The 17,494-nt window shown below is 64.8% G+C and carries 16 protein-coding genes; 11 read left to right on the top strand and 5 right to left on the bottom strand.

From position 1 onward, the window contains the following. The first annotated feature begins 176 nt into the window (after positions 1-176). The 6 genes from C1878_RS04740 (at position 177) to rpmE (ending at position 5,039) form a co-directional block, all read left to right on the top strand. Entirely contained in the window at positions 177-398 is a 222-nt protein-coding gene (locus tag C1878_RS04740; protein WP_114600551.1) for a UDP-N-acetylmuramoylalanyl-D-glutamate--2,6-diaminopimelate ligase, read from the top strand. Between the two features lie 83 nt (positions 399-481). Continuing rightward, positions 482-1,321, top strand: a complete 840-nt coding sequence (lgt, locus tag C1878_RS04735; protein ID WP_114600550.1) for a prolipoprotein diacylglyceryl transferase — start codon at positions 482-484, stop codon at positions 1,319-1,321. Between the two features lie 103 nt (positions 1,322-1,424). Further along, entirely contained in the window at positions 1,425-1,805 is a 381-nt protein-coding gene (locus C1878_RS04730) for a desulfoferrodoxin family protein (protein ID WP_114600549.1), read from the top strand. Between the two features lie 182 nt (positions 1,806-1,987). Further along, positions 1,988-3,448 carry a pyruvate kinase gene (gene pyk / locus C1878_RS04725; protein ID WP_114600548.1) on the top strand — a complete coding sequence of 487 codons (1,461 nt, stop codon included), beginning with the start codon at positions 1,988-1,990 and terminating at the stop codon, positions 3,446-3,448. A gap of 76 nt (positions 3,449-3,524) precedes the next feature. Then, positions 3,525-4,433: a rhamnulose-1-phosphate aldolase gene (rhaD, locus tag C1878_RS04720; RefSeq protein WP_114600547.1), complete on the top strand. Its 909-nt coding sequence runs from the start codon at positions 3,525-3,527 to the stop codon at positions 4,431-4,433. 150 nt (positions 4,434-4,583) lie between these two features. Next, a complete protein-coding gene (gene rpmE / locus C1878_RS04715; RefSeq protein WP_114600546.1) occupies positions 4,584-5,039 on the top strand; it encodes a 50S ribosomal protein L31 in 456 nt (151 codons plus the stop codon). Positions 5,040-5,212: 173 nt separating this feature from the next. Here the strand turns inward: rpmE and C1878_RS04710 are convergent, their stop codons facing one another. The 3 genes from C1878_RS04710 to C1878_RS04700 are packed head-to-tail and all read right to left on the bottom strand — an operon-like array spanning position 5,213 to position 8,297. Beyond that, positions 5,213-6,346: an ABC transporter substrate-binding protein gene (locus C1878_RS04710; protein ID WP_241963608.1), complete on the bottom strand. Its 1,134-nt coding sequence runs from the start codon at positions 6,344-6,346 to the stop codon at positions 5,213-5,215. Between the two features lie 32 nt (positions 6,347-6,378). Continuing rightward, positions 6,379-7,158, bottom strand: coding sequence for an ABC transporter ATP-binding protein (locus C1878_RS04705; RefSeq protein WP_114600544.1), 780 nt, complete (start codon positions 7,156-7,158; stop codon positions 6,379-6,381). Beyond that, a complete protein-coding gene (locus C1878_RS04700; protein ID WP_114600543.1) occupies positions 7,155-8,297 on the bottom strand; it encodes an iron ABC transporter permease in 1,143 nt (380 codons plus the stop codon). Before C1878_RS04700 ends, C1878_RS04705 begins: the two co-directional genes overlap by 4 nt. A gap of 267 nt (positions 8,298-8,564) precedes the next feature. Here C1878_RS04700 and C1878_RS04695 point away from each other — a divergent pair, with 267 nt between their 5' ends. Further along, entirely contained in the window at positions 8,565-9,860 is a 1,296-nt protein-coding gene (locus C1878_RS04695) for an iron ABC transporter permease (RefSeq protein WP_241963607.1), read from the top strand. A 1-nt stretch (position 9,861) separates the two neighbouring features. Then, a complete protein-coding gene (locus C1878_RS04690) occupies positions 9,862-10,758 on the top strand; it encodes an ABC transporter ATP-binding protein (protein WP_241963606.1) in 897 nt (298 codons plus the stop codon). A 69-nt stretch (positions 10,759-10,827) separates the two neighbouring features. Here C1878_RS04690 and C1878_RS04685 read toward each other — a convergent pair whose 3' ends face one another. Both C1878_RS04685 and C1878_RS04680 read right to left on the bottom strand, forming a co-directional pair. Further along, the gene (locus C1878_RS04685) at positions 10,828-11,952 is read right to left on the bottom strand and encodes an ABC transporter substrate-binding protein (protein WP_114600542.1); all 1,125 of its coding nucleotides are present in this window, start codon (positions 11,950-11,952) and stop codon (positions 10,828-10,830) included. Beyond that, the gene (locus tag C1878_RS04680) at positions 11,942-13,570 is read right to left on the bottom strand and encodes a LuxR C-terminal-related transcriptional regulator (protein ID WP_114600541.1); all 1,629 of its coding nucleotides are present in this window, start codon (positions 13,568-13,570) and stop codon (positions 11,942-11,944) included. Before C1878_RS04680 ends, C1878_RS04685 begins: the two co-directional genes overlap by 11 nt. 478 nt (positions 13,571-14,048) lie before the next feature. Here C1878_RS04680 and C1878_RS04675 point away from each other — a divergent pair, with 478 nt between their 5' ends. Genes C1878_RS04675 through C1878_RS04665 form a run of 3 tightly spaced genes read left to right on the top strand, consistent with a single transcriptional unit; the run spans position 14,049 to position 17,383 of the window. Next, positions 14,049-16,124: an Ig-like domain-containing protein gene (locus C1878_RS04675; protein ID WP_114600540.1), complete on the top strand. Its 2,076-nt coding sequence runs from the start codon at positions 14,049-14,051 to the stop codon at positions 16,122-16,124. Then, positions 16,121-16,945, top strand: coding sequence for a MotA/TolQ/ExbB proton channel family protein (locus C1878_RS04670; protein ID WP_114600539.1), 825 nt, complete (start codon positions 16,121-16,123; stop codon positions 16,943-16,945). Before C1878_RS04675 ends, C1878_RS04670 begins: the two co-directional genes overlap by 4 nt. A gap of 3 nt (positions 16,946-16,948) precedes the next feature. After that, the gene (locus tag C1878_RS04665; RefSeq protein ID WP_114600538.1) at positions 16,949-17,383 is read left to right on the top strand and encodes a DUF2149 domain-containing protein; all 435 of its coding nucleotides are present in this window, start codon (positions 16,949-16,951) and stop codon (positions 17,381-17,383) included. Positions 17,384-17,494: the final 111 nt, after the last annotated feature.

The raw sequence follows: 17,494 nt of genomic DNA, 5'->3' as shown, positions 1-17,494 counted from the left end.
GCCCCCTCTGGGGCGGGACCCTCAGCCCCCGCGCCGCGCGACACTAACCGCCGACGACGCGCGCGTGCACGCCTATTTCCTTGGAAGCGTGGTCGGCGCGTGACGTTTCGCTTCGGGGAAGTCTGCTACAATGAGGTTCGTTGGCGGATCCGGCGAGGCGAAGGAGCGTGGGGCGCATGAGTCAGACCATTACCTGCCCGGCATGCGGCGCGTCCGATCTGGACGTGTGCCGTTACGACTCCATGATGGTCGTGCGCGCCGATCTCGCCATGTTCACGCTGCGCTGCCCGGCATGCGGGGCCAAGGTGTCCAGCATGCAGTCCATACCTTCGCAACTGCGCGAAGAGGTGCGGTTCGCCGCCATAGAGGTGGGCGCCGGAATGGGACGCGATCGTTGATGCCCGGGAGCGTATAATCCAACGAGAACGAAACGAACGTGCCGCCGATCGGGCGGCACGTGCTTGTTTGCGAAAGGGAAGCGATGCTCAACGACCTTTACTGGAACCTCGATCCCATCCTGTTCAGCCTCGGGCCGTTCACGGTGCGGTGGTACGGCGTGGCCTACGTGCTGGGCTTCGTGTGCGCGGCGCTCCTCATCTGGCGTTTGGCGAAGCGCTGGCGCATCCGCGTTGACGCCGACGCGCTGCTCACCATCATGTTCTGCGTCATCATCGGCGTCATCGTGGGCGGTCGTTTGGGCTACGTGCTGTTCTACGGCAACGGTCTGGAGTACTACCTCCACGACCCGCTGGAGATCGTCGCGTTCAACCACGGCGGCATGAGCTTCCACGGCGGGCTCGTGGGCGCGCTGCTCTCCGGCATCGCGGCGGCGAAGCTCACGGGCATCCCGTACCTCACGCTGGCCGACCTGGGCTGCGTGGCGGCTCCCATCGGCCTGTTCTTCGGGCGTCTGGCGAACTTCGTGAACGGCGAGCTGTGGGGAGGTCCCACCGACCTGCCGTGGGGCGTGGTGTTCGGCGGCGCGGCGGGCACCATGCCGCGGCATCCCTCCCAGCTCTACGAGGCCCTGCTGGAGGGCGTGCTCATCTTTATCGTGCTGTTCCTGCTGTCGCGCAAGCGCCCGCCGCGTCCGCGCGGTACGTTCCTGGGCGCGTTCCTCGTCATGTACGGATGTTGTCGGTTCGGCATCGAATTCGTGCGCCAGCCCGACGTGCAGCTAGGATATCTGTGGGGCGGTTGGCTGACCATGGGCCAGCTTCTGTCCGTCCCGCTCGTGCTCGTGGGCATCGGGGTGCTCGTTTATGCTCTTCGGATGAAAAAGCCGCAAGCGGGTCTTCCCGAAATGACACAGGCAGAGTAACATATAAGCCGTACCATCAAGAAGACGAACCTGAAACCCGGACGGCGGACATGGCGTGCGAAGCGCGCGACCCGCCGTCGGGGACGACCTCGAAGGGGGAACCATGGAACTCAAGTTCTACAAGTGCCAGCATTGCGGGAACATCGCCGTCAAGCCGTTCGACTCCGGCGTGCCGCTGGTGTGCTGCGGCGAGCAGATGGAAGAGCTCACCGCCAACACGACCGACGCCGCCGTCGAGAAGCACGTGCCCGACGTGAAGGTGGACGGCTCGAACGTCCACGTGCAGGTGGGCAGCACGCTGCATCCCATGACGCCGGAGCACTACATCACGTTCATCTGCCTGCAGACGAAGAACGGCTACCAGTTCGCGCAGCTCACCCCCGAGGACGCCCCCGTGGCCGACTTCGCCGTGGCAGAGGGCGACGCGCCGGTGAAGGTGTACGAGTACTGCAACATCCACGGCCTCTGGGTGGCCGAGGTCTAAGCATCCAGGTTGAACCGTATCGAGCGCCCGTCCCGCAATCGCGCGGGGCGGGCGCTCGCGTATTCCCTTTGTGGAACTCCGCTTCCGATTCACGCGCCTTCGAGCGCGCGGGGCGGGTTCACGGTATGATGCAACGAATAGGGCCCGATGGGGCACGGTTTCGAGGCGAGGATGGGAGAAGCATGGCGAAGCGCACGAAGATCGTTTGCACGCTGGGGCCCGCGGTGGACGGCGAGCCGACGCTGCGGGCCCTGCTGGAGGCCGGCATGGACGTCGCGCGCCTGAACTTCTCGCACGGCTCGCACGACGAGCACCGTGAGCGCATCGAGCGCTTGTGGGCGGTGTGCGGCGAGCTCGACTCGCCCTGCGCCGTGCTGCTGGACACGCGCGGCCCGGAGATACGCACGGGGCGGCTGGCAGGCGGCGCGCCGGTGCAGCTGGTCGCCGGCGACGAGATCGTGCTCACCGAGCGCGAGGTGGAGGGCACGGCCCACCTGGTCACGCAAACCTGCCGCGGGCTCTCCCAAGTCGTGGCGCCCGGCGCCGCCATCCTGGTGGACGACGGGCTCGTCGAGCTTCGGGTGGAGGGCACGGACGGCGGCGACATCCGCTGCAGCGTGCGCAACTCCGGCCTTTTGGGCGAGCGCAAGTCCGTCAACGTGCCCGGCACGGCGGCGCCCCTGCCGGCCATGACGGAGCAGGACCGCGCCGACCTGCTGTTCGGCATCGAGCAGGACGTCGACTTCGTGGCCGCCTCGTTCGTGCGCGACGCCGACGGCGTGCGCGAGATACGCCGCTTTTTGGACGAGCACGGCGGGCAGGGCATCATGCTCATCGCGAAGATCGAGTGCTCCGAGGCCGTGGACAACTTCGGCGACATACTCGAGGCGGCCGACGGCATCATGGTGGCGCGCGGGGATCTGGGCGTGGAGGTGTCCGCCTACCGCGTGCCCCATATACAGAAGGAGATCATCCGCGCGTGCAAGCGCGCGTCCAAGCCGGTCATCACGGCCACGCAGATGCTGGAGTCCATGGTGCGCAACCCGCGCCCCACGCGCGCCGAGGTGGGCGACGTGGCGAACGCCGTGTACGACGGCACCGACGCGGTCATGCTGTCGGGCGAGACGGCGGCGGGGCTCTACCCGGTGGAGGCCGTGCGCATGATGGCGCTGGTGGCCGAGGCGAGCGAGCCCTACCTGTACGACGAGGCCGCGCCCGACCGCAGCCGCGACCACGCGCCGCGCGTGGCCCTGGCCGTGGGGGTGGCCGCCGTGCAGACCGCCGAGACGCTGGACGCCGCGTGCATCGTGGCGCCCACGATGTCGGGCCGCACGGCCCGCCTCATGTCGAACCTGCGCCCGCGCGTGCCCATCTACGCGGTCACGCCGTTCCCGCGCGTCATGCGCCAGCAGCAGCTCAACTGGGGCGTGACGCCCATGCTGGGCGACGTGCAGGGCGACATGCAGCGCGTGATAGACCACGCCCGCGCCACCGTGCTGCGTTGCGGCTTGGTGGAGCCGGGCGACGTGGCAGTGTTCACAGCGGGCGATCGCGGCACGAGCCCGCTGGAAGACGCGGGCGGCGGGCGGGCCGACGTCGCCGCGACGAACGCCATGTACGTGGTGCAGATTCGGGAAGACTAGGCCGTGAGGCCCCGCGGATCGACGTCGCGGGGCGACGGACGGAAGGGCCGCACGGGCGGCCGGACAAGGAGCAGACATGGGTTTCTTCGACAACGCGCAGGAAGTGATCGATCGGGGCGTCTCGGTGGCGAAGGGCGCCGTCTCGGGCGTGGCCGTCGAGCAGCAGGGCTTCGTGAAGGGCTTCGTGCGCCTGTGCAACGACGGCTGGGAGCAGGGCTGGCACGAGCGCAACGGCGGCAACGCCACGTACCGCCTGACGCCGGAGGACGTGGCGTCGTGTCGTTCGTTCTTCTACGACACGGCCAGCTCGTGGGTGCCGCTGGGCCTGGCCGCGCCGGGCATGCGCCGCGCGTTCTTCCTGGTGACGCGCGCGGGGGCGTTCATGCGCAACGTGGCGCTGGACCCGGACGCGACGCTCGGCATCGTGGAGCTGAACGACGAGGGCGACGCCTGGCGCATCGTGTGGGGCTTCAAGAACGGGGGCATGCCCACGAGCGAGCTGGCCAGCCACGTGCTCATCCACGAGCGCCGCGCCGCCGCCACGGAAGGCGCCTGCCGTGTGCTGTACCATGCGCACCCGGTGAACGTGGTGGCGCTGTCGGCCGTGATGCCCCTCGACGCGCGGACGTTCACAAGGGCGCTCTGGAAGGCCATGACCGAGTGCGTGATAGCCTGCCCCGAGGGCGTGGGCGTGGTGGAGTGGATGGTGCCGGGCGGCGCGGACATCGCGCGCGCCACGGCCGATCTCATGGACCGGTACCCGGCCTGCGTGTGGGCCCAGCACGGCCTGTTCTGCTCGGGCGCGGACTTCGACGCCACGTTCGGCCTCATGCACGCCGTGGAGAAGGCCGCGGCCGTGTACGCGCAGGCGCGCCTGCTCAACGGCGGCCGCGACGACTTCCCGAACACGATACCCGACGCCGGCCTGCGCGCCATAGCCGCGACGTACAACCTGCCCATCAACGAGGCGTTCTTGGAGGGGTAGGTTTTCGACTTTGGGAAACGCCTATTGTCCGATTCGTTTGAATTTGCGAAGTATTCCCCGCAACCTCTCGCGTGTGCGGCGAACCTGTGCTATAGTGCAAAGGCTTGTCTTCGCCTTGGTCGGAAACCAAGGCCCGTAAAGGAGAACCAAATGAAACAGGGAATTCATCCGGAATACGTCGAGTGCACGGTGAAGTGCAGCTGCGGCAACACGTTCACCACCATGTCGACGAAGCCCGAGCTGAAGATCGACATCTGCAACGTGTGCCACCCGTTCTACACTGGCCAGCAGCGCTTCGTGGACACCGGCGGACGCGTGCAGCGCTTCGCCGACAAGTTTGGCTCCGCCAAGGAGACCGTGGCCGAGCGCGAGGCCGCGAAGAAGGCCGCCAAGGCCGCTGCCGTCGCCGAGGCCGAGGCCAAGAAGAAGGCCGAGCGCGAGGCAAAGGCCGCCGAGAAGGCCAAGCGCGCCGAGGAGTTCGCCAAGAAGGCCGAGGCCGAGGCCGCCGCTCCCGTCGAGGAGGCCGCTGTCGAGGCCACGGCCGAGGAAGTCGCCGCCGTGGACGCCCTCGTGGAGGCTCCCGCCGAGGAGAAGGCCGCCGAATAGCCGATCGGCACCAGCACCGAGATTCCTGCGAGCGCCCCGACTTCGGTTGGGGCGCTCGTGCGTTACGGGGTTCCGGTGGGATAGCGCTCGCTTGCGATCCGCGATCGTCTCCCGAAAAAGAAGAGCGCCCGGTCGAAGCCGGGCGCTCTCGGAAGCGACGTTCGAGCGTGCGTCTAGCGGGGGAGCGCCTTGGACATGAGCTCGTCGTAGTCGGCCTGCGACAGGTCGTAGTCGTAGAACGTCTTGTAGTAGCTCGTCACCACGTCCTGCAGGTCGTTGTCGAACTTGTCGGGGTAGCACAGGCGCGGGAACCACTGCAAGCCCATGATCTGGTTCACGGTCGGCGGGTTGTTCAGCCAGCACCACGGCTCGCTGGGAACCTCGTAGTAGTTCTTCGACTCGACGGCGGAGATGCCGGCCCACGCGGCGTCGTCGCCCACCGTGTCGTAGATGCTCTTCGTGCCGAACACGATGAGGTCGGGGTTCCACACGGCTATCTGCTCGAGGCTGATCTCGTTGCCCGCGCCGCTGGCGGAGGCCTTCTCCAGCTGCACGACGTTGTTGGCGCACATGTCGATGACGGTGCCCTGGTAGGACGTCTTGGCGATGGCGTTCAGGCCGGAGTCGCCCATGAGGTACGCCACGTTCACGCGCTCGCTCTCGGGGATGGCGGCCATGACGGTTTCAACCTCGTCGTAGGCGTTCTTGCAGTAGTCGCCCAGCTCCTTGCCGCGATCCTCCATGCCCAGCAGGTCGCCGAGCATCTCGTAGGACTTGTCGTAGCCGTCGAGCGGCGTCTCGATGAACACCACGGGGATGCCCAGCTGGGACTGCAGGTTGTCCAGATCCTCCTTCAGGCCGTCTTTGTACTCGCCGGTGTCGATGACCACCTGCGGGCCGGCGGCGGCCACGGACTCCTTGTTCATGTCGCCCTTGGCGCCGAACGCCGCGCCGAACACGGGCAGGTCGGCGAGCTTGCTGTCGAAGTACTTCAGCTGGTCGGCGGTGAGCTCCTGGGACAGGCCCACCAGCTTGTCGGGGGCCATGGTCAGCAGCACCTGCATGGCGGTGTGGCCCGACGGGGCGATCTTGTCGATCTGCGCAGGCACCTCGACCTCGCGCCCGGCCGAGTCGGTGAACGTGCGCGTTGCCGCCTGGTCCGTCTGGGTTTGCTCGGGGGCCTTCGACTCTTCCTTCTGGTCGCCTCCCGAGCATCCGGCGAGCGCGGCCAGGCCGCAGCACAGCACGGCGGCGCAGGCCACCGTGGCGATCCGCTTGCGCCAGACCCCTGTTCTCGTGGTTCTCATGTTTCCCTTCCCTTCTGTCTTGCCGTTGTTGGTCATGCGATCTCTTGCACGGGCACGCACACGCGCACCTTGTCGCCGTAGAGGGAGTTGACCTCGACGTTCACACCGTAGATGGTGCTCACCAGCTCGTTGGTGATGACGTCTTTGGGGTCGCCGAACGCGTGCACGCGCCCTTGGTGCAGCACGAGGGTCTTGTCGGAGTAGAGGAACGCCTGGTCGGGCTGGTGGGTGGACTGCACGATGCTCAGCCCCTCCTTCGCCAGCTGGCGCACGCACGACAGCACGCGCACCGTGTTGCCGTAGTCCAGCGCGCTCGTGGGCTCGTCCATGATGATGGTCTTGGCGTCCTGCGCCAGCGCCCGCGCCACCAGCACCAGTTGCTGCTCGCCGCCGGATATCTGGGTGTAGGTGCGCTTCGCCAGGTGCGCGATGCCTATGCGCTCGAGCGCCTCGTAGGCCTTGCGCTTGTGGCGCGGGCCGGGGGAGCGCAGCATCCCCAAATCGGTTCCGGTGCTCATGAGCACCACGTCGAGCACCTCGTAGTCGTACACCGGGGCGTGCGACTGGGGGATGTAGGAGATCTCGCGCGAGCGCTCGCGCACGCTCAGGTCTTTCACGTTCTTGCCGTTCACCAGGACGGTGCCCGTGAAATCGCCGTTCAGGCACAGTATGCAGCGGAACAGCGTGGACTTGCCCACGCCGTTGGGGCCCAGAACGTTCACGAGCGTCGCGTCGGGGATGGAGATGCTGACGTCGCGGAGGATCTCGCGCTTGCCGTACGAGAAGCCCAGGTTGCTGATCTCGATGCTCATTGCTGCTTCTTCCTCGTGATGAGGTACAGGAAGAACGGCGCGCCCACGAAGGCGGTGAGGATGCCCACGGGGATCTCCGCCGTGGTGGCCAGCCGCGAGATGTTGTCGACGATGAGGAGGAAGCTGGCGCCCATGAGCATGCTGGCGGGCATGAGCTTGCGGTAGTTGGCCCCCACGACCATGCGGCACAGGTGGGGGATGATGAGGCCCACCCAGCCGATCATGCCCGACACCGACACGCTGGCGGCGGTGACCAGCGTGGCCGCCAGGATGACCACCAGGCGGAGCTTGCGCGCGTCGATGCCCATGGTGGCCGCCTCGTCGTCGCCCATGGTGAGGATGTTGATGCGCCAGCGCAGGGCGAACAGCACGATGAGCCCGATGCCCATGGGCACCGAGGTCATGAGGAGGTTCGTGTCGAGCTTGGCGCCGGTCAGGCTGCCCATGAGCCAGTACGTGATGGCGGGCAGGTCGTCGGTGGGGTCGGCCACGAGCTTCGTGAACGAGACGCCGGCTTGGAACAGCATGCTTATCATGACGCCGGCCAGCACGGTGACGAGCACGCGGTTGCCCTTGGCCCGGCCGCTTACCAGCAGCACCAGCAGCACGGCGAGCAAGGAGAACCCGAACGCCGACATGGACACGGCGAACGCCCCGCTGCCGGCGAGGATGGCGAGTGCGGCGCCGAACGCGGCGCCTTGCGAGGCGCCCAGGATGTCGGGCGAGGCGAGCGGGTTCTGGAACGTGCCCTGGAACGCCGCGCCGGCCGCGGACAGGCAGCAGCCCACCATGAGCGCCAGCATGATGCGCGGCAGGCGCACGTTGAAGAAGAGGGTCTCCTGCTGGGCGGTCCAGGTTTGGTCGACGGGGAACACCTTGCCGAGCAGCATGCTCACGGCCTCGTCGGGGGCGATGGGGTAGCGCCCGAGCATGAGGGACACGCCCACGGCAACCACCATGAACACCGCGAGGCCGACGATGATGTAGTTCGCCCGGCGCTCGACGGCGCTGGGGGCGAGGCACGCGCAATCCTGGTCGTCCCGCTTCTTCCGAGGGCTCTCAGGTTCCGCCGCGCGACGGGGTACCCCGTCGGCGCTTCCGATGCTAGACGCATCGGAAGCGCCCTCCTCCCCAATCAAGGTCTGTTCAAGAGCCTCGATCGTCCTCGCCCCCTATAGTCTGTAAACAGAATAATGCTTCGACAAATATATCCTATAAACGGAATATTATCAATTGGGTATATAAAAAAGAAACCGGTTGTGGAATCGGTTGAAGCTGGTAGGGGCCTATACCAAACGTCTAGGGTGTCATCGCCCCTCCTCCCTTCTATAGTTAAATAAGAATACTTTACGACGAGACCCCGACAGGCGAAAAGAGCTTGAGGGGGCATTGGATGGGGGGCTTGCGTGGGCGAGACGAGGGAGTTGGACGACGGGTTCGCGAAAGCGGCCGAATCGGAGCGGCCGCGCGTCGGCCGCCCCCTCTTCGCGCGAACACGTCGCACGGACACGCCGGCCTCTACTTCTGCGGAAGCGACGGTTGCGGCTCCCGCTTTGGCATCTGCCGCGATCCCCGTTTCGCCGTCGAAGGCGAAGGCTGGGCTTCTGCAAGAGCTGGACGCGTCCGACGAGCGCGCCGAGGAGGCTCTGAACAAGAGGGTCCCCCTGTGGATCAAGGCGGCCATCGCGGCCTCGCTGGTGGGCATCATGGTGCTGTCGTTCGCGTTCGGGCGCTATCCCATCAACCCCGTCGAGTTGGTGCAGACGCTGGGGGGCCTCATCAACAACTGGCTGGCCGGCGTGATGCAGGGCGCGTTCGGCGTGACCATCCCCTTGGTGGACGTGGATCCGAAGATGGCCACGGCGTTGGTGAACATACGCCTGCCGCGCATCTTGGTGGTGGTCATGGTGGGCGCGGCGCTGGCCGTGGCCGGTGCCAGCTACCAGGGCATGTTCAAGAACCCGCTCGTGTCGCCCGATTTGCTGGGCGCCTCGGCCGGCGCGAGCTTCGGCGCGTGCCTGGCGTTGCTTTTGGACCTGTCGAACATCTACGTGCAGCTGTTCGCCTTCATCGGCGCCATGGTGGCCGTGGGGGGCGCCGTGTGGATGAACAAGATGGTGAACAAGTACGACGCCATACTGGGCCTGGTGCTGGGCGGCATGCTGGTGTCCACGCTGTTCCAATCGTGCACGTCGCTCGTGAAGTTCATGGCCGACGCCAACGACAAGCTGCCCGCCATCACGTTCTGGCTCATGGGCAGCTTCTCGCGCATCGACCAGGCCGACTTCTGGATGATCCTGCTGCCCATGGTGTTGGGCTTCGTGATGCTCATCCTGGAGCGCTGGAAGCTCAACGTGCTGTCGTTCGGCGAGGAGGAGGCCAAGAGCCTAGGCATCAACACGAAGCGCGTGCGGCTCATCGTGATATTCGCCTCCACGCTCATCGTGGCGTGCTCGGTGGCCGTGTCGGGCATCGTGGGCTGGGTGGGCCTGGTCATCCCTCATTTGGCGCGCGCCATCGTGGGGCCGAACTACAAGGTGCTGCTGCCCGCCTCCATGTTCATAGGGGCCAGCTACCTGCTGCTGGTGGACGACATCGCCCGCTTGGTGTCGTCCACGGAGATACCCATCGGCATCCTCACGGCCATACTCGGCGTGCCGTTCTTCATATTCATTTTCAGGCACAACATGAAGGGGTGGTAACGTGGCGCTCGAGGCGATGGAGAAGGGCGGCGCGGCCGCGGCGGTGGATAGGGGCGCGGTTGCCGGCGGTGCCGGCGCGTCCGCTGCGGCGTCGGCGTGGCGCGTCCACGAGTCGGGAGGATCCCTGCTCAAGGTGCACGACCTGCACTGCGGCTACGGGCGCAAGGAGATCGTGCACGGCGTGTCGTTCGACGTGGCGCGCGGCGACTTCGTGTGCGTCATCGGCGCGAACGGCTGCGGCAAGACCACGCTGCTGAAGAACATCCTGGGCCTTATCAAGCCGCTGTCGGGCGAGGTGACCATGGAGGGCAAGAGCGTGCTGCACCTCACCGACCGCGAGCGTGCGCAGATGTTCGCCTACATCCCCCAGGCGCACACGCCGCCGTTCCCGTTCAGCGTGGCCGACGTGGTGCTCATGGGGCGCACGCCCTACGTGGGGCGCATGTCGCGCACCACGCCGGAGGACCGACGCATCGCATGGAGGGCCATGTGCCTTCTGGGTATCGACCATTTGGCACAGCGCACGTACACGAAGCTCTCGGGCGGCCAGCAGCAGCTCATCTTGGTGGCGCGGGCGCTCACGCAGCAGCCCGACCTCATCATCATGGACGAGCCCACGGCGAGCCTCGACTTCGGCAACCAGCAGATCGTGCTGTCGCGCATGAAGGACCTGGCGAAGACGGGCGTGAGCGTGCTCATGGTGACGCACGACCCCTACCACGCGTTCTACTGCGCCGATCGCGTCATCGTGATGAAGGACGGCCTCATCGGCGCCGAGGGCGCGCCCCGCGACGTCATGACCCGCGAGCAGCTGGAGGATATCTACCACACCCAGCTCAACGTCATCGACGTGGAGCTGTCCACCGGCAGCCGCACCACCGTGTGCGTGCCGCTGTAGCGGGGTGGGGAATGCGGCGCGGCCCGCGCAGGGCGAGCCGGGGCAGGGCCAATCCTGCAAGGAGGAGCGCTACCCCTCCATCCCCAAGATCCGCTCGGCTTGGGCGCGGCTGATGTCGCGCCAGTAGCAGGTGGAGCAGAAGTCGCGCACGACCTCCACCATGTCCACGTCGTAGTAGCCGGGGTAGAACAGGTTCGCCAGCCACTGGATGCCCAGGAAGCGGTTCACGCCGGGCGGGCGGTCGCAGAAGGGGAAGGGCACGTGCGGCATGGCGTACACGCGGCCGTTCTTCACGGCGGAGACGTCCTGCCAGGCTGACGAGGCGCGGATGAGCTGGTCGGCGCCGCCCCTGCTCTGCCAGTCCCACGCGACGATGACCTCCGGGTCCCACTCCGCGACTTGCTCCACGGTCACGTCGGCCATGTCGTTGCGCCCCAGGGACAGCGGCGCGTCGGCGGCCACGTTCGCGCCGCCCGCCACCTGGAAGGCCAGCGAATGCTGCGAGGCGTTCGGTTCGGTTTGCAGGCCCTCGGGCCCTTCGGCGAAGTAGTAGCGCACGCGCTGCGACTTCGGCACGCCGGACACCGCCTGCGTGACGTCGCGGTAGATGCGCTCGCAATACGCCGCCAGCTCCTCGGCGCGCTCGGGCCGGCCCAGCGCGTTGCCCAGCAGCCGGTACGTGTCGCCAATGCGGTCGAACGAGCCGTCGATCAGGAACACGGGTATGCCCGTCTGCTCTTGCAACGCCAGCGCGTCGGCCACGTTCACGTCGGTGAGGTCGGTGCCCGAAATGGAGAAGATGAGCTGCACGTTTTGATAGCGCAGCATGTCCTTGTCGATGACGCTTCCTTGGGAGAGCGAGCCCATAAAGGCGAGATCGCCGGTTCCCACGGGCAGAAGCTCCAGTTGCTCGTTGGTGAACGAGATGGCGGTTCCCGCCAGCAGGTCGGGTGCCATGGTGAAGCAGAACACCTGCGCCAGACCGGAGGTGAAGTACACGTTCGAGAGCGCGGAGGGCGTGGGTATGGTCACGTCGCGTCCCGTGTCGTCGGCCAGCACGCGCTTGCCGGTGAAAAACTCGTCGAACGCCGTGCAGCCGGACACGAGCCCGCCCGCCGCGCCGGCCGCCAAGGCGAGCACGGCGCCCTGCACGAACCTGCGACGCGTGAGAGGGGAACGGTGTTCACTCGGCATGCGGCGTTTCCTTTCCCTCGTCCACGATTGCTTCCTCGCTGCGTTTTGCCAGCTGGACGAGCTCCGATTTGGATTGGATGCCGATTTTGCGATAGGCGTTCCCCAAGTGGAACTTCACGGTGGCGATGGATATGCCCAGCTTTTCGGAAGCGGCCGCAGCGGTGAAGCCGTCCAACACGAGCAGCGACACCTGCAGCTCGCGGGGCGACAGCTGGTAGGGGGCGAGTACGTCCTCGTGCGTCTTCTCGATGATCTGGCGGGCCGAGGCGGCGTCGAGTTGCGGTTCGGGCTCGGGAGCCTTCCGCGTTTCGTCGGCAGACGCTGTGCCGTCGACCGACGTATCCTTTCGAGCTCTCGGGTTCGCGCCGCCCCTTGCGGTGTCGAGAGCCTCCGGCGACTCGCTTGCGCGACCCGGCCCGCGCACGAACAGCAGGAAGAAGGCGGCGGCCAGCACGGCGGTGCATGCTGCCGAAAGGGGTGCGAGCGTCTGCAGATCGTAGCCGAGAAGGCGTTTCGCGAACACGCCCAGGTCGTAGCCCCAGAAGAGCCCCGTGCCCAGCATGCCCAACGCGAACGCGGGCAGGAAGGGCAGCCGGTATTCCCGAACGAGGCCGCAGAACAGCACGAGCGCCACAGCGAAATAGCAGTCGCGCGCGGCATCCAGCATGCCGCGCGCGACCACGGACACCGCCGGGTCGTTCACGGTGAGGGCCGAAAGACCCAGCACCGTGAGCAGCAAGCTGAACAGCAACAGCACGTTCGCGTGGGACAGCGTGAGCACCGGCTTTCGCAGCAGGTACCGCCCTGCGCAGACGGCCGCTGCCAGAACGATGGTCGAACGCAAGCTGGCCGTGAGGTTCCAATCAACGTAGTGGGGCAGATAGGTGAACCCGCTCACGAACGATGCGATGAACGAGGCCAGACAGAGGATGACGGTGTAAGAAAGGGGCACGGATACGTGCGTGGCCTTTGATCGACTTTCGCGGACCGGCTCGATCGCCGCGTCTTCCGGAGGCGCGAAAGCCGCGTCCGAACCCTCCGTCCACAGGGCGTCGCTCGCATGGGGAGTCGTCGGCCAGCCCAACATGCTGGAAGCCGCTGGCAGCAAAGCCAAAGCCCCCAGCATGAAGTCCGAAAACGCATGGGCGTTGCCCAGCAACGAAACGGCGGCGCCTAAACCCACAACGAGGAAATGCAGGGCGGCGGTGGCTGCAAGAGCCCCGAGCGCGCAGGCGAACAGCTTGTCCAGCGGCTGCGACGCCAACAGCCGCCCCCAATGCAACAGCAGGCCGATGCAGGCGGCCATCTCCGCTGCAAAGCAGGCGAACCTCGCATTCGTCCCCGGTTGGGCCAAAAAGGCCAATCCCGAGACGGTGCCCACGACGGCGCACAAGACGAGCAGTATCCGCTCGCCTCGGCCTGCACGCACCGCGTCGGCAGCGGCCAACACGACGAACAGCGCGACGAAAACACAACCGAGGGCGAGCGCGTGGGAGTGCATGACCGTCGAGTTCGTCATGACGGTGCGCGGCAGCAGCACGAGCCAAGCTGCGAACAACGAGAATCCGCACCAGCGGCGCAGCTCCTCGTTCGATATGTCGCGCAGGTGCAGGGACACGGTTCACGCTTTCGTGGTCGATCCTCTTCGATATTCTTTCTTTAGAATACTCTCATAATAATACAATGTTGACCGCGATACATGGAAAACTGAATCAGATAGTCCGCATGATTTTTATGTTTTGCACCTGCCTTGGCTCGCATGGCTTCTCGATCGGCTTCGATGTTGAAAGGCGCAATCAACATGTTAAAGGTTTGCCGATTCCACGTAACCTAAACCAAAGGTCTAGGTTCCCGTTTGTACTAATAAAACTATAATGAAAATCGAAATATATTCTTAAAATTGAATAATTCGTGCACGAGATAAAAGATGTAGAGAGGAAGAGCATGCGGGGTAGCGATACGAAACGGGCGAGCGAAGCACGCGGTGCGGCGGGCGCTTCTTGGCGCCCGCTTTCGGCGCACGGGCACGCTCGCGTCGAAAGCGGGCGACCTATGTGTTCGGGGCCGGAATCGACGTACAGGGGGAGGGCTCTTCGATGAAGGCGCCATCGCACCGCTTTGTGCAACGTCCGTTCTCGTTCGTTCGCGTTGTTCTCGCTTCAAACGACGTCGCTCGACGTATGCTAGCTCTGTTTACGGCGTCTGTTCTGTGCGTCTCGTTGTGCGTTCCTTCTATCGTTGTCGCCGATACGGGCTTTTCCTTGGAGACGTCGCACCAGGCCGCCTTTGCCGCAGACGGCGATGAAGGCTCTGTCGAAGAAGGCGAAGGCGAGGTCGATCCTCCGGTTGAGCCGACGTACGTCAACGTACCGTATGTGATGGGCGCTGCGGTTCCCGCCGCGCGCTCGCAGATCGAAGCCCTTGGACTTTCCGTCGCTGTCAACGGCCCGGAAACCAGCACTTCAGTCGTTACGAGTCAGGATCCTGCGGCGTCAACTTCTGTGGTGCCTGGAAGCACGGTTACCTTGACAAGCGAGGAGCGGCAGGCGGAGACGCCCGCATTGACCGATCTGATCGTCGGATACTACGATGCGGAAGCGGACAACCCCGTTTGGTATCCCGATGTCGCGCAGGGGCAGATTCCGACGGTGAAGCAAAAAGGCGGCAAGATTCAGCTTCTCGCATCGGTCACGTGGAGTACGGGAAAGACGGAGCCGGCGGCATCGCAGAGCGTACCTTTGCTTTGGACTTCGGGCGATACCGGCATTGCGACCGTCGACCCCGCCGGTATGCTGACGGCTCTTGCGGACGGAATCGTCACCATCACGTGCACCTCGCAGAAATACGGAGAAGTGGTTGGACGAATCGATGTCAAGATCGTCGGACAGGATGGTGCCTATGTGACCGAAGTTGCCGTTACCAAAGCGGACGGCACGCCATACAGAGACGAGCGCGTCATGTTCAAAGAGACGCTCGACGGCACCGAAGGTGCCGATTTGTACGCTACGGTCTACTATAGCGACGGTACAGAGAAGCATACCTGGGAAGGCGATCGGATAGACAACCTCGTCTGGTCGGTCACCGATTCGGAGATATGCTACATCAATCCCGACACCGGCAGGATAAAGCCCAAGGACGACGGCTCCGTGCGCGCGGTGGCGACGGTGTCGGGAGGCATGGATGGCAGTGTTTCGGGGTACGTGTACGTTGTCATCGACACAGGGCGCTACAACGCCGAGAACTGGCCGTCGAATTCGCTTAAGGTGGAGATAACCTACGAAGAGGACATCGCGAACGGCATCGATACGCCGGCGAAGACCAAGGTCTACGACGTCGGGTCCTTCGCGGCACTGGGAACCGCGCAGGCCGCATATACGGTGGTGACGAACAACGGCCATTACGCGACGCTGTCCGCCGAGGGCGTGACGCTGTCGAGGTTTCTCGCTGATCTCGAGCTAGTTGCGGGCGAGGTTTCGTATTTCCAATTTTTCGCGAACGACAACAAGGGCGGTGGCGGCGGCAACAAGATTTCCGCCGATTATCTGTTCAACCGTCCAAGCTATTACTTCCCGAACATGGACATCGGCGTTGAGAACGGAAGGGTCGCAGCAGAGCCGATGCTGGCCTTGCGCGACAGCTGGCGCCCCGATACGACGGAGAAGGACTTCGGCGGCATGGGCGAGGGGCGCCGGTTCCGCTTGGTGCTCGGCTCTTCGAGCCTAACGGACTCCGCAGGCGAAAAAACGGTCAAATTCATCAACACTGTCAAAATTGTCATGCAAGGAGCCGCGCCGATACGGGAAAAGAATCCTGGGAACGAGACGACCAACCCCTCCGGTCCGAACGGCGAGGGCACCGGAACCGTTGGCACGGGACCAGGATCCGATGCCGGTTCTTCTGACGCGTCCGGCACCCAGACGGTGCTCGGTCTGTCCAATCAGACAGAGTCCAACGCCGACGCCTCCCAGGGAGCCGATTCGGGCGCGGGCGGAGGAGACGGGAGCGGCAAGCGTTGGCAGGTGTTCGAGATGATGAGCAAAGCCGAGTCGAATATCGATCCCGTTGATTTATGCAATCCGCTCGAGCCGTTCCTGCTGCCAGGCGTGCTCGCGGTGATGACGGTGGGTGGATTCATGTCTAGGACGAGGTTGAGAAGGGAAATGGCCCTATGAACGGTGAGCTGTACTTGAAGGATATTCTACATTTGGTGTCTCAAGACCTGCTTGTACCGGTGATGATCGTGTTGGCCGCGCTCATCGTGTACGCAGTGTTCTGCGTCGGTTCGCTCGTTGTCGAGGTGATCATGGAGCGGCGGCACTATCGCGAGAACGTGCCGCGCTTCGTGAACGCCGTGTACGAAGCGAGCTATAGCGAAGTGGACGATGTTATCGGGCAGAGCGGCATGCTCAAGCACCAGAAGCAGGCGCTGCTCACGGTTTCGCGAAACATGGGGTTGCCCCAAACCGACCTCTACGCGCTTGCCAAGCGCGAGGTGGCGGGGCTTGACGAGCGGTATCGGCGTATCGCCGGGCGAACCGATTTCGCATCGAAGGTGGCGCCGATGTTCGGTCTCATGGGCACGCTCATTCCCCTGGGTCCCGGCATCGTCGCTATGGGTCAAGGAGATATAGATGCGCTGTCCACCTCGCTGCTCATCGCATTTGACACCACGGTCGCCGGTCTTGTCGCTGCGGCTATCTGCCTGTTCGTGAGCCGTATTCGCAAGGCTTGGTACGGAAAGTACCTGTCGGCGGTGGAGGCTGCGGTCACGGCCATTCTTGAAAAAGCCGATGAGGCGCGAGAGGCCGGAGTGAAGCTGCCTCACGGTTACGAGGTGCCGGCGAAGCGCGGAGATCCGGTGCGCACCGACGAGGCGGACCTGCCCAATGCGGGAGGTTCACTTCCCGCCCAAATGGGAACGACCCAGCGTATTCCGGTATCGTCGCAGGCTTCTTCGGCCATGGTGGGCGACGCGACTGCGGCGACGGAGTGAGCCATGCGGTACACCTTCGGCAACAGCAGTTTTTTGGACAAGCCGTTCGACTCAGACGACAGTGCCGACCCTATGAGCTCGCTTGCGAATTTGGCTGACGTCATGCTCGTGTTCGCTTGCGGTTTGATGATGGCTCTGGTGGTTTTTTGGAACCTCGACTTACCCAACATCACGGAGTTCGACCAAGCGGACATGCAACAGGTCGACGACGTGGAGGAGATCGTGGGAGAGATCACGTCCACCACGAACCCTTATATGGAATTGGGAAAGGTGTATCAAGATCCCTCGTCGGGCAAGCTGTACATGCTGACCGAAACCGATGGGGGCGCGGAGGAGCCTTCGGAGGAGACGGGCGGCACCGAGGTGGCCTCCTCGGACGAGACGCAAGGCGGAAACGACGGAGAGTCGTCTGGTGAGGGCGAATCCCCGCTGCAATAGGGTGACAACGCGATACGCGCAGAATTCGAACAAGGAGCACAACGTGACTACGACAACTGGAACAACGACGCATCAGCAAACGCCTGCCGGTCGTCACGCCCGAGCGGCGTC

Origin of the sequence: Gordonibacter sp. 28C, from assembly GCF_003339845.1 — a bacterium.
Taxonomy (GTDB): domain Bacteria; phylum Actinomycetota; class Coriobacteriia; order Coriobacteriales; family Eggerthellaceae; genus Gordonibacter.
Note: the sequence above shows the minus strand (reverse complement) of the source record. Positions and strands in the feature narration are given on the sequence as shown.

Excerpts from the sequence above, each read along its gene's own strand:
- C1878_RS04705 (WP_114600544.1), bottom strand. The coding sequence starts at position 7,158 with ATGAGCATCGAGATCAGCAACCTGGGCTTCTCGTACGGCAAGCGCGAG.
- C1878_RS04730 (WP_114600549.1), top strand. The coding sequence starts at position 1,425 with ATGGAACTCAAGTTCTACAAGTGCCAGCATTGCGGGAACATCGCCGTC.
- C1878_RS04675 (WP_114600540.1), top strand. The coding sequence starts at position 14,049 with ATGAAGGCGCCATCGCACCGCTTTGTGCAACGTCCGTTCTCGTTCGTT.
- lgt (WP_114600550.1), top strand. The coding sequence starts at position 482 with ATGCTCAACGACCTTTACTGGAACCTCGATCCCATCCTGTTCAGCCTC.
- C1878_RS04670 (WP_114600539.1), top strand. The coding sequence starts at position 16,121 with ATGAACGGTGAGCTGTACTTGAAGGATATTCTACATTTGGTGTCTCAA.
- rpmE (WP_114600546.1), top strand. The coding sequence starts at position 4,584 with ATGAAACAGGGAATTCATCCGGAATACGTCGAGTGCACGGTGAAGTGC.
- C1878_RS04740 (WP_114600551.1), top strand. The coding sequence starts at position 177 with ATGAGTCAGACCATTACCTGCCCGGCATGCGGCGCGTCCGATCTGGAC.
- pyk (WP_114600548.1), top strand. The coding sequence starts at position 1,988 with ATGGCGAAGCGCACGAAGATCGTTTGCACGCTGGGGCCCGCGGTGGAC.
- C1878_RS04710 (WP_241963608.1), bottom strand. The coding sequence starts at position 6,346 with ATGAGAACCACGAGAACAGGGGTCTGGCGCAAGCGGATCGCCACGGTG.
- C1878_RS04685 (WP_114600542.1), bottom strand. The coding sequence starts at position 11,952 with ATGCCGAGTGAACACCGTTCCCCTCTCACGCGTCGCAGGTTCGTGCAG.
- rhaD (WP_114600547.1), top strand. The coding sequence starts at position 3,525 with ATGGGTTTCTTCGACAACGCGCAGGAAGTGATCGATCGGGGCGTCTCG.
- C1878_RS04665 (WP_114600538.1), top strand. The coding sequence starts at position 16,949 with ATGCGGTACACCTTCGGCAACAGCAGTTTTTTGGACAAGCCGTTCGAC.